The organism is Streptomyces sp. R21, from assembly GCF_041051975.1.
GTDB lineage: Bacteria > Actinomycetota > Actinomycetes > Streptomycetales > Streptomycetaceae > Streptomyces.
On the sequence record NZ_CP163435.1, the window covers coordinates 7,940,801 to 7,955,514 of the forward strand.

The window sequence follows — 14,714 nt, forward strand, 5'->3', positions numbered from 1 at the left end:
AGGAGTTCGTCACATGACCGCATCGCACGGCCGGGGGCTGCTGCACCTGGCCGCAGCCCTCGACCAGCAGGAGGTGTACGACGCCGCTCCGTACGAGGAGGCGGCACGGCTCGCGGAGCGCGGTGGCCTCGACTTCGTGACGCTCGGCGACACTTTCGCGCGCCCCGGGCCGGACGCTCTCGCCGTGCTGTCCCGGGTCGCGCCCGCCACCCGGCGGATCGGCCTGGTGCCGACCGTCACCACCACGCACACCGAGCCCTTCCAGGTGCAGGCGGCCGTCGCGACCCTCGACTGGGTCAGTCGTGGCCGCGCCGGCTGGCGCATCGACGTGTCGACGACCGAGGGCGAGGCCCGGCTCTTCGGCCGCCGCCATGCCGCGGCCGCCGACGCGCTGTGGCAGGAGGCCGGTGAAGTCGCCGACGCCGCCGCCCGCTTGTGGGACAGCTGGGAGGACGGCGCCGAGATCCGCGACGTGCCGAGCGGCCGCTTCGTCGACCGGGACATGCTGCACCCCGTCGACTTCGAGGGCGCCGACTTCTCCGTGAAGGGCCCCTCGACCGTGCCGCGGCCCCCGCAGGGCCATCCGGTACGGGTCGTCGATGCCACGGAGGGGAGTGCGCGGCAGGTCGCCGCCCGGCACGCCGACGTGGCGCTCGTCCGGGTCGCGGGCCCCGCCCAGGCCGCCGCCGTACGAGCCGAACTGCGGTCCACGGCCCAGGAGTTCGGGCGCGACCCCGACACTCTGCGCGTTCTCGGCTCGCTCGCCGTCGACCTCGGCGGCGGCGAGCACGCGGCCGAGCCGGGCCACGGCGGCGGCGGACCCCGGCAGACCGCGCAGGGGCCGCTGTACCGGGGCGGCCCCGTCGACCTCGCCGAACTGATCGCCGCCTGGCACCAGGCCGGCGCCGTCGACGGCTTCCACCTCACCCCCATCGAGCCGCTCCGTGACCTGGAGCGGCTGGTCAACGGCACGGTGGCGCTGCTGCAGCACCGGGGCCTGTTCCGCACCTTCTACCCGGGCAGCACACTCCGCGAGCACCTGGGCCTGGCCCGACCCGCCAACCGGTACGCCGTGACAGGGGGAACGTCATGACCGTACGGCCCCGGAAACAGCTGCACCTCGCCGCGCTGCCGTACGCGGGTGAGGGCAGCGGCGCCGACTGGGCGGGCTCCCGGGTGCGTTCCCAGATCGAGTTCGCCCCCTTCGAGCGCCTCGCGCGCACCGCCGAACGCGGGCTGTTCGACTTCCTCCTCCTCGCCGACGAGCTGCGGCTTCGTGAACACCGGGGCCGCATCCACGACTTGGACGTGGCCGGGCGCCCCGAGCCGGTCACCGTGCTGGCCGCCCTGGCCGCGGTCACCGAGCGGATCGGCCTCGCCGCCACCGCCGACGCGACGTTCAACGAGCCGTACGAACTCGCGTGCAGACTCGCCACGTTGGACCATCTCAGCGGGGGTCGGGCGGCCTGGAACGTGGCGACCTCCCAGGACGTGTGCACCGGCGGGAACTTCCGGCGGGGTGACTCCCTCGGTGTGCTCGACAGGGTCGGACGTCATGAGCGCGCCGCTGAATCAGTGGAGACAGCAAGGGAGTTGTGGGACTCCTGGACCCCGGACGGTGTGGCCCGTCCCTTCGCGCACCGGGGCCGGCACTTCGACATCGCGGGCGAGTTCGGCGTCCCGCGCCCGCCGCAGGGGCACCCCGTCGTCATCCAGGCCGGGGACTCGCCGGCGGACCGTGAGTTCGCCGCGTCGGCCGCCGACGTCGTCCTCGCCCGGCACCGGACGCCGGAGGCGGGCCGGGAGTTCTATGCCGACGTCAAGGGCAGGCTCGCGCGGTACGGGAGGGCCCCCGAGGACCTGAGGATCCTGCCCGGGGCCACGTTCGTACTCGGCGACACCGCCGCCGAGGCGCAGGAGCGGGCCTTCGAGATGCGCCGGCAGCAGATCTCGCCGCAGCTCGCGCTCCACGCGCTGGAACGGATCTGGGGCACCGACCTGTCGTCGTACGACCCCGACGGCCCGCTCCCCGACATCGATCCGGTGACGGGCCCGGAGCGGGAAGGCCCCCCCGATCTCACCGACCTCACTGGTCCAACCAGCCCTATCGGCCCCATCGGTCTCGCCGACCCCACCGCCCTCGCCGAGGAATGGCGGGCCCTCTCACGCGCGAAGGGACTGTCCATCCGGGGGACCGTCATCGAGGCGAGCGGCCGGCAGTCCTTCATCGGCACCCCGGAGGCGGTCGCCGTCGAACTCGACGAGTTCGTGCGCACCGGCGCCGCCGACGGCTTCGTCCTCGTACCGCATCCGGCCCCCGACGGGCTCGGCGAGTTCGTGGACCGGGTGGTGCCGTTGCTCCAGGAACGGGGCGTCTACCGCACGGAATACACCGGGACCAAGCTGCGCTCACACCTCGGGCTGCCGCACCCCGTATGGAAAGGTTGATCACATGACGACGGACGCATCCGACGACTGGAAGCAGTGGCACGAGCATCGCACCGGGACGGTGTCGGCGCCCCACGGACCGCTCTCGCTGACCGGCACGCACTGGCTGGAGGACTATCCGGAGGGTCAACTTCCGGACGTCCCCGGGCGATGGACCGCCGCCGATGACGGTGACGCGGTGCGCCTCACCGCCGAGGAGGCCGACGGCCTCACGGTCGACGGGAAGCCCTTCAGCGGCGAGCTCCGACTCGGGGCCGACGCCGGGCCCGTGGCCGCCTCCCGCGTCGCGCACGGCGGGCGCCGCCTCGTCGTTCTCGTCCGCGAGGGGGTCTGGGGCATCCGCGACTTCGACCCCGACGCGCCCGCGCGGGTGGCCTTCCGGGGCATCGAGGCGACCCCGTACGAGCCGCGCTGGTCGGTGCCGGGCCGCTTCACGCCGTACGCCGAGGACCGCACCGTACGCGTGGAGAACGCGGACGGGCGCGAGCGCGGCCTCGGCCTCGGCGGCGAACTCGCCTTCACCCTGGACGGGCAGGACCGCACGCTCCAGGTGTCCGTGCAGGGCGACGGCACGCTGTGGGCCGTGTTCGCCGACGCCACGAGCGGGGACAGCAGTTACCGCTTCCGGTTCCTGTATCCGGCGGCGCCTGACGCAGATGGGCGTACGACGGTCGACTTCAACCGGGCGCAGCTGCCGCCCTGCGCTTTCGCCGACCACTTCATCTGCCCGTTCCCGCCGCCCGGGAACAACCTGGACGCGGCGGTCGCGGCAGGGGAGCGGAACCTGATCTGAGAAGCCCGGCCCGGTGCGCGCGCCGACGGAGACGACCGTCGGCTCGCGTTTTCGTGCGCACAGTACATGTCAGGAACACGCCATTCTCGGAGGGCCTCTCACGGGCCCCACCCCGCAGGGCCTTCCGCTTCCCACGAGGAGGACCAGTGAGCATCTACCAGTCCTCGGGGGGTAGTCGCTCGCAGGGCACAAAGCGTCGCCACCACAAGATCAACCCACGCAAAGCGTACGCAAGTTGAACGCTGCACGGCCGAAAGGCGCCCTTGCGCCCGTCGGCCGTGCGGCCGAATACTCCCCCACAGCGCTTGTCAGGAGCACGGCTTGTCCGGAATCCGGACAGGTGGGCCCCTGGCTGCGCCTCACGGGCCCCGACCCCACGCGGGCCCCCGACTTCCCCAGTTGGAGGAACGAAAAGTGAGGATCAAGCGCACCACCCCCCGCAGCGGTATAGCGAGACGGACCCGGCTGATCGCCGTGGCCACCGGATTCGCGGCCGCCGCAGCGTTCGCCGTCCCCACCGCGAGCGCGTCCGACGCCCACACGTTCAGCACCACCGAGCTGAGCAGCGCCAAGGCCTCGGTACTCAAGTCCGACATCGCGGGCACCGCCTGGGCGGTCGACGCCAAGACGAACCGTGTGGTCGTCACTGTCGACAGCACGGTCTCCAAGGCCGAGATCGCGAAGATCAGGCAGGATGCGGGCGACAACGCCGGCGCCCTCACGATCAAGCACACCCCCGGCAAGTTCAAGAAGCTGATCACCGGCGGCGACGCCATCTACGGCGGCCAGTACCGCTGTTCGCTCGGCTTCAACGTGCACAGCGGGAGCACCTACTACTTCCTGACCGCCGGGCACTGCGGTGAGGTCGCCTCCACCTGGTACTCCAACTCGGGTCACACCACGACCCTGGGCACGAACGTCAGCTACAGCTTCCCGACCAACGACTTCGCACTGGTGCGCTACACCGGCTCGACCGCCCACCCGAGCGCGGTCGGCAGCCAGACCATCAGCAGCGCCGCCACGCCGAGCGTGGGCACGACGGTCTACCGTCGCGGCTCCACCACCGGCACGCACAGCGGCCGGGTCACCGCGCTGAACGCCACGGTCAACTACGGCGGCGGCGACGTCGTCTACCAGATGATCCAGACCACGGTCTGCGCCGAGGGCGGCGACAGCGGCGGTCCGCTGTACGCGGGCACCGTCGCCTACGGTCTGACCTCCGGCGGCAGCGGTAACTGCTCCTCCGGCGGAACCACCTTCTTCCAACCCGTCACCGAGGCTCTGAGCTACTACGGCGTGAGCGTCGGCTGACACTTCGACCAGCCAGCAGCAGGCGAGCCCCCGTACGCGACGGCGTGCGGGGGCTCGTCGCGCCGCCATACCTCAGGGGGACGAGGAATGCACGATGACGCCCAACGCCGGGTCCGCCGCAATCCCTTGCTCTACACCGCGCCGATCGTGCTCCTCGTCCTGCTGATCCTGGTCCTGCTCTGGGAGACCGTGCGCGCGAACGTGACCGGGGAGCTTTCCCGGCAGTGGCCCTGGCGGCTGCGGCTCATGGACATGAACGCGCTGGGCAGCCTGCTGGCGGTCGCCGTCGCCGGTGTGCTGGGCCGGGCGCAGTACGCGCGCACGGTGCGGCCCGCGCTCGGCTGGCGCTCCACCTGGGTGCGTGGCGAGCTGGAGCCCGACGAACGCGCCTGGCAGGTGGGCATTCTCAACGGCGGCCAGCACCACGCGGTGGTGGAGCGGGTGGACTACCAGTGCGTGCCGCGCGGCGGGGAACCCGGCCCGTGGGCCGATTACGCCGGGCTGATCGCCGAGTTGACGGCGGCAGGGTTCGTCTTCGGCAAGGACTACCGGATGGGGACGTTCAGCCGGGGATTTCCGCTGGCGGGCAGCACCGGGCACAGCACCGTGACGGCAGGGGTGTTCGCGCAGCGGTTCATCGACGAGATAGACGTGTTGCTCATGAGGGTGCGGGTCACCGACGCCGTGGGCGACAGTCATGAGCGGGCCATGGATCTTCTGCGGAGTGCCAGAGTGGAACGTGCGGGGTTCACGGACTGAGCCCTCCCCACGGGTGTGCCGACCGATCCCTCCCCTTTGTGTGTGCCGGGAGTTACCGTCGAAGTACATGCCTGGTGCGCCGACTTTGGACCCCGGGGGGTCGTCATGGTCGAGGAGCTGGTGGTCGCGGGAGTTTCCCTCGCGTCCGTGGGGCTGGTCTATGTGATGGCGGGGGCCCGCGTCGTCAGACAGTACGAACGTGGTGTGGTGCTGCGGCTGGGACGGCTGCGCTCGGAGGTGCGCGGGCCCGGGTTCACCATGGTCGTGCCCTTCGTCGACCGGCTGCAGAAGGTCAACATGCAGATCGTGACGATGCCGGTGCCCGCGCAGGACGGCATCACCCGGGACAACGTCACGGTCCGGGTGGACGCCGTCATCTACTTCAAGGTGATCGACGCCGCCGACGCGGTCATCCAGGTCGAGGACTACCGCTTCGCGGTCTCGCAGATGGCGCAGACCTCGCTGCGCTCGATCATCGGCAAGAGCGACCTCGACGATCTGCTCTCCAATCGCGAGAAGCTCAACCAGGGCCTGGAGTTGATGATCGACAGTCCGGCGATCGGCTGGGGTGTGCAGATCGACCGCGTCGAGATCAAGGACGTGTCGCTGCCGGAGACGATGAAGCGGTCGATGGCCCGGCAGGCCGAGGCCGACCGCGAGCGCCGGGCCCGGGTCATCAACGCCGACGCCGAGCTGCAGGCCTCCAAGAAGCTCGCGGAGGCTGCCGGTGTGATGGCGGAGCAGCCCGCCGCACTCCAACTCCGGCTGCTGCAGACCGTGGTGGCGGTCGCGGCCGAGAAGAACTCCACGCTCGTCCTGCCGTTCCCGGTGGAACTCCTGCGCTTCCTGGAGCGTGCCCAGCAGCCCGCACCGCAGACGCCGCCCGCACCTCAGCAGCCGGCGCCGGAGCCGCTGCGAGCGGTGCAGGAGGCTCAGCAATCGGTGCAGGAGCAACTGCCGCCGCGTGCCTCGCGCTTGGATCCGGACTCCGAGGCATCGAAATCCGGACAGGACTAGACCTCGTGGGCGGTACGGCTGAACGCGCCCCCTGACGTTTGCAGCGGGAACCCACAGGGGGTGACCACCCAAGAGTCACGGCGCAGGGAGCGCACGCCCGTTGTTCTACGCGCGTCCTGAAGTCGACCTTGTGCGCTCCCTGTGTGCCTCGGAATAGTGGGCGCCGAACCATGGGCATGGACACGGCTTTTTGTTGTGCGCCGCCTCCATGCCCGTACGCCTTCCGGTCCTGGAGGTCCCCACAACCTCCTTGGCCGACCCCCCACAGGAGGACGTAACTTGAAGCACCGACGCATACCCAAGCGGCGTGCCGTCGCGGTAGGTGCGGGCATCGCCGCACTGGTCGCCGCGGGAGTCACCTTCCAGACTGCGAACGCCAGTGAGGCGCCCAAGAGTTCGGCGCCGCAGACCCTCTCGATCGCGGCGGCCGGAAAGCTCGCCTCGACCCTCGGCAAGGACCTCGGCACCGACGCGGCGGGAACGTATTACGACGCGAAGGCACAGCACCTCGTCGTCAACGTGCTCGACGAGGACGCGGCGAAGGCCGTCGAGGCGGCCGGCGCCAAGGCCAGAGTCGTGGAGAACTCCCTGGCCGAGCTGAAGGGCGCCCGTACGACGCTCAAGCAGGACGCGACCATCCCCGGCACTTCCTGGGCGACCGACCCGGCGAACAACAAGGTCGTCGTGACCGCGGACCGCACGGTCTCCGAGGCCGAGTGGGCCAAGCTCACCAAGGTCGTCGGCGGACTCGGCTCCAAGGCCGAACTCCAGCGCACGAAGGGGGAGTTCAAGCCCTTCATCGCCGGTGGTGACGCGATCTCCGGCTCGGGCGGGCGCTGCTCGCTCGGCTTCAACGTGGTCAAGGGCGGTCAGCCGTACTTCATCACCGCCGGGCACTGCACCGAGGCGATCTCCACCTGGTCGGACTCCAGCGGCAACCAGATCGGCACGAACGAGCAGTCCAGCTTCCCGGACAACGACTTCGGCCTGGTCAAGTACACCGCGAGCGTCGACCACCCGAGCGAGGTCGACCTCTACAACGGCTCCGCGCAGAAGATCACGGGCGCGGCCGAGGCCACCGTCGGCATGAAGGTCACCCGCAGCGGCTCGACGACCAAGGTGCACGACGGCACGGTCAAGGGCCTGGACGCCACCGTCAACTACGGCAACGGCGACGTGGTCAACGGCCTGATCCAGACCGACGTCTGCGCCGAGCCCGGTGACAGCGGCGGGTCGCTCTTCTCGGGGGACAAGGCGATCGGCCTCACCTCCGGTGGCAGCGGCGACTGCACCGTGGGCGGCGAGACCTTCTTCCAGCCGGTCACCGAGGCGCTTTCGGCCTTCGGCGCCCAGATCGGCTGACGGGCTCACCGATCCGGCAGAGCGCCATTTCCTGAGGATCCTCAGGAGGCCTCACGGCAGTGGTGCTCTGGTCCCGCCCCCCGCGCAGGCCTCGGGGGGCGGGACTTTTCGCTGCCGCGGGGCGGTGCTCAGCGCTTGGGCCAGTACCACAGCGGTTCGTCGAGCGGGCCCTCGCGGCCCGCCACCTCCGTCTGCCCGAACTCCTTGACCAGCTCTATGGAGTTGGCGTCGATGCGGTGGCGTATCGCGCCCTTCTTCAGCGCCTCGGCGAGTGGCCGGGCGTGGGTGACGACGAGGATCTGGGTGTCCTTCGTCGCGGTGAGGATCAGATCGGCGAGCGGGGGGATCAGGTCCGGGTGGAGGCTGGTCTCCGGCTCGTTCAGCACGAGCAGCGCGGGCGGCCGGGGGGTCAGCAGCGCGGCCGCCCACAGCAGATAGCGCAGCGTGCCGTCGGACAGCTCCGCCGCGCCGAGCGGACGCAGCAGCCCGTGCTGGCGCAGGGCCAGCTCGAAGCGTCCGCCGTGGTCCACCACCTCGACCCGGCTGCCCGGGAACGCGGCGTCCACCGCGGCGTCCAGCGCCCGGGCGTCGCCCACCTCGCGGATCGTCTGGAGCGCGGCCGCCAGGTCCGAGCCGTCACCGCTGAGCACCGGCGTACGGGTGCCGATCCGGGCAGAGCGGGCCGGCGCGTGCGCGTCGGTGCGGACATGGTCGTAGAACCGCCAGGATCTGACGAACTCCCGCACCGCCAGCACGTCGGGCGCGTGCTGCGGGTCCGCCAGCTCGCCGAGCATGCTGTCGTACGGCCGCAGGGTGCCGTGCGCCCTCGACCAGCCGCCGCCCGCGCCGCGCACCTTCACGGCCGCGCCCGCGCGGTCGGAGAGCACCGCGGCCGGGCGCAGCACGGGGCCGCTCCAGATGCACTCCCGCTTGATCTCCGGGTCGAGGCCGAACATGGACGGCGCGCCGTCCGCGCCCAGGGTCGGACTCGGATGCCCGAAGTCGACCGCGTACCCGAACTCGTCGCCCGCGAAGCCCAGTCGCAGGCTGACCGGCTCCGAGCGGACGGTGCCCTGCACCGGGTGGAGGCCGAGATCGCGCCGCCGCGCGCGGACTCGGCGAGCAGCCGCAGGGCGCGGTAGAGGCTCGACTTGCCCGTGCCGTTCGCCCCCGTGACCACGTTCAGTCGGTCCAGCGGGACGATCAGGCGGCGCAGGGAGCGGTAGTTCTCGACGGCGAGGGTGCTGATCATGCGTCCAGGCTCGCAGGTGGGTCTGACAATGGCCCCGGTCTCAGCTCGCAGACGGGCGGGTCCGACCGCGGCCCGGCCTCAGGCGGTCTCGCGCTTCCTGCGCAGCGAGGCCGCCGCCAGCGTGACGGCTGTTCCGGCGACCGCCCATGCCGAGAGGACCAGCAGGGAGGCGGTGACGTCGTTGCCCTTGAAGTACGCGATCGAGCGGGCCACCCAGGTGCCGGCGCCCGGCGGCAGCGCCGGCCCGATCGCCCGCCAGAACGGCGGCAGCATCGGCAGCGGGAAGGCGCCGCCCGCGCTCGGGTTGCCCGCGATGACGATCAGCAGGATGGCCAGACCGATGCCGACGATCCCGAAGACGCCCTGGAGGCCGAGCGTGGCCGCGCCGACCGCGAACGTGATCAGGGCGCCCAGGCCCCAGAGGGCGCAGACGCTGCCGGGCAGGGCGCCGAGGATCGGCCCGACGATGACCGCGCCGCCGATTCCGCCGACGATCGCGATGAGCGCCATCACGGCGAGCCGGATCACCGCGCGGCGCAGGTTGGCCGGCCGCGCCCCGCTGCTGATCGCCAGGACCGAGGCGGAGAGGTAGCCGCCCACGCACCAGCCCACGACCAGATAGAAGGACGAGAGTCCGTCGAAGTCCTCGGAGGAGGCCGGGGCCACGTCGATGGTCCGCACCGTGCGCCGTTCGGCCTTCTCCAGCGTGGTCACGAGGGTGTCGAGGGCCTTGGCGAGGACGGTGCCGCCGCCGGAGGCGACCAGAAGCGTGTCGGTGGTGCCCCTCGGGTCGATCACCAGGGCGCCGTCGATGTCACGGTTCATGATCTGCTTCCGCGCCGTGGCCACGTCGGCGACCGCCCGCGGGTCCAGCGGGTCGCCCGGGATCTGCTCCAGCCGGGACACGGCCTGTGTGGCCGCCACCTGGGGTGCGACGACTCCGAAGGGGACGTCCTTGAGCTTCGGGTTGTGCAGCGCGCCTACGTAGGAGGCGATGAAGAGCAGTTGCAGGGCGACCACACCGATGACGAGCAGGGTGGCCCGCGGGGTGACCGCCCCCTTCACCTCGGCGAGGAAGGGCGTGCGCGGGGCGTCGGCGTCGGCTGTCTGCGTCATGACCCCACGGTCTGGTCCACCCGGTGTTTGCGCAGGTGGGAGGGGTCCGAACGGATGTCGTACAGGAGTTCGAAAATTGGTCTATGGTGGGGGTGGGAATGTTGGGAACGAATGTTCGAAGGCTGCGCAGGGCTCACCTGTGAGCCCCTGGGACTGGAGGTGCGTGTGCCGGGTTTCACGCATCTGCACACCGCCTCCGGGTTCTCCCTGCGGTACGGCGCCTCGCATCCGGAGCGCCTTGCCGAGCGCGCCTCCGAGCGGGGCATGGACGCCCTCGCGCTCACCGACCGGGACACCCTCGCGGGGGCGGTCCGGTTCGCCAAGGCCTGCGCGAAGGCGGGCATCCGTCCGCTGTTCGGGGTGGAGCTCGCGGTGGGGTCGGTGGAGCCGGCGGGTTCAGTGGGCTCGGCGGCTTCGGTGGCTTCGGTGGGGGAGTCCGACCGCAGTGTCCGGCGGCGCGCTCCCGTCCGTGGCGGTGCCTTCATCGATGAGTCGACACCTCGTGTCACCTTCCTTGCCCGGGACGGCGCGGCCGGCTGGGCCGACCTCTGCAGAATCGTTACGGCATCCCATGCGGACGAGGGCCCACCGTTGCTGCCCGGGTCCGAGAACCACGCCGACGGCCTGACCGTGCTGCTCGGCCCCTCCTCCGACGTCGGCCGCGCCCTCGCCGCGGGCCGCCCCGACCGGGCCGCGAAGCTGCTTACGCCCTGGCGGGAGATCTACGGCGACGCCCTGCGCCTCGAAGCCGTCTGGCACGGCCGCACCGGCACCGGCCCCGGTTCCCTGCGGCTCGCCGCCCGCACCGTCGGCTTCGCCGCCGAGCAGCGCGTTCGCCCCGTGCTCGGCAACGCCGTCCGGTACGCCGACTCCGGCATGGGTCCGGTCGCCGACGTCCTGGACGCCGCCCGCCGCCTCGTCCCCGTCGACCCCCGCCGCGAGCTGGACTCCGGCGAGGCCTGGCTCAAGGACGCGGGCGCCATGCTGGGCGCCGCCGAACGGATCGTGGAGGCCGCGGGGTTCCGCCGGGACACCGCGTACCGCCTGCTGGAGCAGACCGAGGCCACCGCCGCCGAGTGCCTCGTCGACCCCGAGGACGACCTCGGCATCGGCACCGTCCACTTCCCCGAGCCGCACCTCGTCGGAGCCGGCCGCCGCACCGCCCAGCGCGCCCTGGCCTCCCGGGCCGTGGCGGGCATGGTGCTGCGCGGCTACACCGGCCGGCGCGCGTACTGGGAGCGGATGCACCGCGAGCTGGACGTCATCGCCCACCACGACTTCGCCTCCTACTTTCTGACGGTCGCTCAGGTCGTGGACGACGTACGGGAGATGGGTATCCGGGTAGCCGCCCGCGGTTCCGGTGCGGGCTCCCTCGTCAACCACCTCCTCGGCATCGCGCACGCCGACCCCGTCGAGCACGGGCTGCTGATGGAGCGCTTCCTGTCCGAGCGCCGCTCCGTGCTGCCCGACATCGACATCGACGTGGAGTCCGCGCGCCGCCTGGAGGTCTACCGCGCGATCATCGGCCGGTTCGGCACCGAACGGGTGGCGACCGTGGCGATGCCCGAGACGTACCGCGTCCGCCACGCGATCCGCGACGTGGGCGCCGCCCTCTCCATGGACCCGGCCGACATCGACCGCATCGCCAAGTCCTTCCCGCACATCCGCGCCCGCGACGCCCGCGCGGCGATGGAGGAACTGCCCGAACTCCGGGAACTGGCAGGGGAGAAGGAGCGGTACGGCAAGCTGTGGGAGCTGGTCGAATCCCTCGACGCCCTTCCGCGCGGCGTCGCCATGCACCCGTGCGGGGTCCTGCTCTCCGACGCCTCGCTCCTCGCCCGTACGCCGGTCATGCCGACCAGCGGCGAGGGGTTCCCCATGTCGCAGTTCGACAAGGAGGACGTCGAGGACCTCGGACTGCTCAAGCTCGATGTGCTGGGCGTGCGGATGCAGTCCGCGATGGCGCATGCGGTGGCCGAGGTGAAGCGGGCGACGGGGACCTCCCTGGACCTGGACGCGGTGGAGCCGGGCGACCCGGCGACGTACGAACTCATCAGGTCCACCGAGACGTTGGGCTGTTTCCAGATCGAGTCGCCGGGCCAGCGGGACCTGGTCGGGCGGTTGCAGCCCGCCACCTTCCACGACCTCGTCGTCGACATCTCGCTCTTCCGGCCCGGTCCGGTCGCCGCCGACATGGTGCGGCCGTTCATCGCGGCACGGCACGGCCGGGCGCCGATCCGCTATCCGCACCGGGACCTGGAGGGGCCGCTGAGGGAGACGTACGGAGTCGTCGTCTTTCACGAGCAGATCATCGACATCGTCGACATCATGACCGGCTGCGGGCGCGCCGAGGCGGACCGGGTGCGGCGCGGGCTCTCCGACCCCGAGTCGCAGGGGCGGATCCGCTTCTGGTTCGCGCAGCACGCGGCCGCGAAGGGATACGACGCGGAGATCATCGCGCGCACCTGGGAGATCGTCGAGGCCTTCGGGTCGTACGGCTTCTGCAAGGCGCACGCGGTCGCCTTCGCCGTACCGACGTACCAGTCGGCGTGGCTGAAGGCCCATCACCCGGCCGCGTTCTACGCCGGGTTGCTCACGCACGACCCCGGGATGTACCCGAAGCGGCTGCTGCTGGCGGACGCGCGGCGGCGCGGGGTGCCGGTGCTGCCGTTGGACGTGAACCGGTCGGCGGTCGCCCACCGTATCGAACTGGTGTCTGAATCGGCCCCGTCTCCAGGCCGCTGGGGTGTCCGGCTGGCGCTCTGTGACGTGCACGGCATCAGCGAGGCCGAGGCCGTACGGATCGCGGACGGACAGCCGTACGCCTCGCTGCTCGACTTCTGGGAACGGGCCCGGCCGAGCCGGCCGCTGGCGCAGCGGCTCGCGCAGGTCGGCGCGCTGGACGCGTTCGGCGCCAACCGCCGTGATCTGCAACTGCACTTGACCGAACTGCACCGGGGCGCGCGCGGCGCTCGCGGGGGCCAACTCCCGCTGTCCGGCGGTCGGAAGACCGCCTCGGCCGGGCTGCCCGACCTCTCCTCGGCGGAGAAACTCAGCGCCGAGCTGGGCGTGCTCTCCATGGACGCCTCGCGCAACCTGATGGACGACCACCGGGAGTTCCTGGACGAGTTGGGCGTGGTGACGGCCCGCCGGCTGCGCGAGGCGCGGCATGGCGAGACGGTCCTTGTCGCGGGTGCCAAGGCGGCCACCCAGACCCCGCCGATCCGCTCCGGCAAGCGGGTCATCTTCAGCACGCTGGACGACGGCACCGGCCTGGTCGACCTGGCCTTCTTCGACGACTCGCACGACGCCTGCGCCCACACCGTCTTCCACTCCTGGCTGCTGCTGGTGCGCGGTGTCGTCCAGCGGCGCGGCCCGCGCAGCCTCAGTGTGGTGGGCGCGGCCGCCTGGAACCTCGCAGAACTCGTCGAACTGCGCGCCGAGGGCGGCATCGACCTGGTGGCGGCGCGGCTGGCGGAGCCGGTGCCGGAGCCGGAACAGGGCGAGGCGAAGGAGAGCAGGCAGATCCGTATGTCCACGGGGTATGTGATGCACCCCTGGGCCGATCTGCGTCCTGCGGGCGAAGGGCCCTCGGGAGGAAAGAAGTTGTGGCACCAGAGTCCGGGGAGTGCGGGATGACCATCCTCTGCGTACGTTTCCAACTGCCTCCGATGCACGAGGCGGCCTTGCCTCAACTCCTCGGTCTCCTTGAGGAGTTCACCCCCGTCGTCGAGGCGCTGCCGCCCGACGGCGCGCTGGTGGACCTGCGGGGCGCCGAGCGGTACTTCGGGCGGGGGACCGTGGAGTTCGCCTCGCTGATCCGGGTGCGGGCGCTCGCGCGGTACGGCGTCGACTGCGTGATCGGCGCCGGACCGGGACCGATGCTCGCGCGGATGGCCCTGCGGGAGTCCGCCCCCGGCACGACCCGCATGGTGCCCGAAGAGCCGGACGCCGTCGCGGAGTTCCTCGCCGAGCGGCCCGTCGCCGCGCTGCCCGGCGTCGGCGGCGCCACCGCCCGCACCCTGTGCGAGTACGGCCTCGACACCCTCGGCAAGGTCGCCGCCGCCCCTCTGTCCACACTGCAACGCCTCACCAGTGCGCGTACCGGCCGCGAACTGCACGAGAAGGCGTCCGGCATCGACCGCGGCCGCGTCGTGCCGAACGCCACCTCGCACTCCCTGACCACCGAACGCCCCTTCACCCGCGACGAGTTGGACCCGGTCCTGCACCGCCGCGCCCTGCTCTGTGCCACCGAGGAACTGGGCACCCGGCTGCGCGCCCTGGAGAAGGTCTGCCGCACCCTGACCCTCACCGTGCGCTACGCCGACCTCCCCCACTCTCGACTTCGCTCGAGCGGGGGGACCCCCATCGCAACCACCCGCAGCCGCACCCTCAAGGAACCGACCGCCCACTCCTCGGCGCTCACCGCCACGGCGTACCGCATGTACGAGGCGCTCGGCCTGCAACGCGCCCGGGTCCGCTCGATCGCCCTGCGTGCCGAGGGGCTGGGCTCCGCCGAACAGGCCTCCCACCAGCTCACCTTCGACCCGGTGGACGAGAAGGTCCGCAGAATCGAGGAGGTCGCGGACCGGGCGCGGGCGAAGTTCGGCCCGCATGTGATCGTGCCGGGGACGCTGGCCGCGTGATCCGCCGGCG

Annotated in this window: 11 protein-coding genes and 1 pseudogene; 9 read left to right on the forward strand and 3 right to left on the reverse strand. The window is 71.7% G+C overall.

All coding sequences use genetic code 11. The features are described from left to right. Positions 1-13 precede the first annotated feature (13 nt). The 7 genes from AB5J56_RS35350 to AB5J56_RS35380 all read left to right on the forward strand — a co-directional run bounded on the left by AB5J56_RS35350 (position 14) and on the right by AB5J56_RS35380 (position 7,690). Positions 14-1,093, forward strand: a complete 1,080-nt coding sequence (locus AB5J56_RS35350) for an LLM class flavin-dependent oxidoreductase (RefSeq protein WP_369238871.1) — start codon at positions 14-16, stop codon at positions 1,091-1,093. Further along, positions 1,090-2,448 (forward strand): NtaA/DmoA family FMN-dependent monooxygenase, encoded by a 1,359-nt coding sequence (locus tag AB5J56_RS35355; RefSeq protein WP_369238873.1) that lies wholly within the window; start codon positions 1,090-1,092, stop codon positions 2,446-2,448. The genes AB5J56_RS35350 and AB5J56_RS35355 overlap by 4 nt, the downstream gene beginning before the upstream one ends. Positions 2,449-2,452: 4 nt before the next feature. Beyond that, on the forward strand, positions 2,453-3,241 hold the full coding sequence (locus tag AB5J56_RS35360) for a DUF1684 domain-containing protein (RefSeq protein ID WP_369238875.1): 789 nt from the start codon (positions 2,453-2,455) through the stop codon (positions 3,239-3,241). A gap of 414 nt (positions 3,242-3,655) precedes the next feature. Further along, positions 3,656-4,552: a S1 family peptidase gene (locus AB5J56_RS35365; RefSeq protein ID WP_369238877.1), complete on the forward strand. Its 897-nt coding sequence runs from the start codon at positions 3,656-3,658 to the stop codon at positions 4,550-4,552. Positions 4,553-4,639: 87 nt separating this feature from the next. Beyond that, positions 4,640-5,311 (forward strand): hypothetical protein, encoded by a 672-nt coding sequence (locus AB5J56_RS35370; protein WP_369238879.1) that lies wholly within the window; start codon positions 4,640-4,642, stop codon positions 5,309-5,311. Positions 5,312-5,416: 105 nt separating this feature from the next. Continuing rightward, positions 5,417-6,328 (forward strand): slipin family protein, encoded by a 912-nt coding sequence (locus AB5J56_RS35375; protein ID WP_369238881.1) that lies wholly within the window; start codon positions 5,417-5,419, stop codon positions 6,326-6,328. A gap of 279 nt (positions 6,329-6,607) precedes the next feature. Continuing rightward, complete coding sequence (locus AB5J56_RS35380; protein WP_369238883.1) at positions 6,608-7,690, forward strand: S1 family peptidase; 1,083 nt, start codon at positions 6,608-6,610, stop codon at positions 7,688-7,690. A gap of 128 nt (positions 7,691-7,818) precedes the next feature. Here the strand turns inward: AB5J56_RS35380 and AB5J56_RS35385 are convergent, their stop codons facing one another. The 3 genes and pseudogenes from AB5J56_RS35385 to AB5J56_RS35395 all read right to left on the reverse strand — a co-directional run bounded on the left by AB5J56_RS35385 (position 7,819) and on the right by AB5J56_RS35395 (position 10,058). Continuing rightward, positions 7,819-8,769, reverse strand: a complete 951-nt coding sequence (locus AB5J56_RS35385; protein WP_369238885.1) for an AAA family ATPase — start codon at positions 8,767-8,769, stop codon at positions 7,819-7,821. Between the two features lie 59 nt (positions 8,770-8,828). After that, positions 8,829-8,942: pseudogene (locus tag AB5J56_RS35390) on the reverse strand (AAA family ATPase); the annotation flags it as partial. A 78-nt stretch (positions 8,943-9,020) separates the two neighbouring features. Then, the gene (locus AB5J56_RS35395) at positions 9,021-10,058 is read right to left on the reverse strand and encodes a DUF3533 domain-containing protein (protein ID WP_369238887.1); all 1,038 of its coding nucleotides are present in this window, start codon (positions 10,056-10,058) and stop codon (positions 9,021-9,023) included. A gap of 165 nt (positions 10,059-10,223) precedes the next feature. Here AB5J56_RS35395 and AB5J56_RS35400 point away from each other — a divergent pair, with 165 nt between their 5' ends. Together AB5J56_RS35400 and AB5J56_RS35405 are read left to right on the forward strand one after the other, a co-directional pair. Further along, entirely contained in the window at positions 10,224-13,697 is a 3,474-nt protein-coding gene (locus tag AB5J56_RS35400; protein WP_369238889.1) for a DNA polymerase III subunit alpha, read from the forward strand. After that, complete coding sequence (locus tag AB5J56_RS35405; RefSeq protein ID WP_369238891.1) at positions 13,694-14,704, forward strand: hypothetical protein; 1,011 nt, start codon at positions 13,694-13,696, stop codon at positions 14,702-14,704. Before AB5J56_RS35400 ends, AB5J56_RS35405 begins: the two co-directional genes overlap by 4 nt. Positions 14,705-14,714 lie beyond the last annotated feature (10 nt).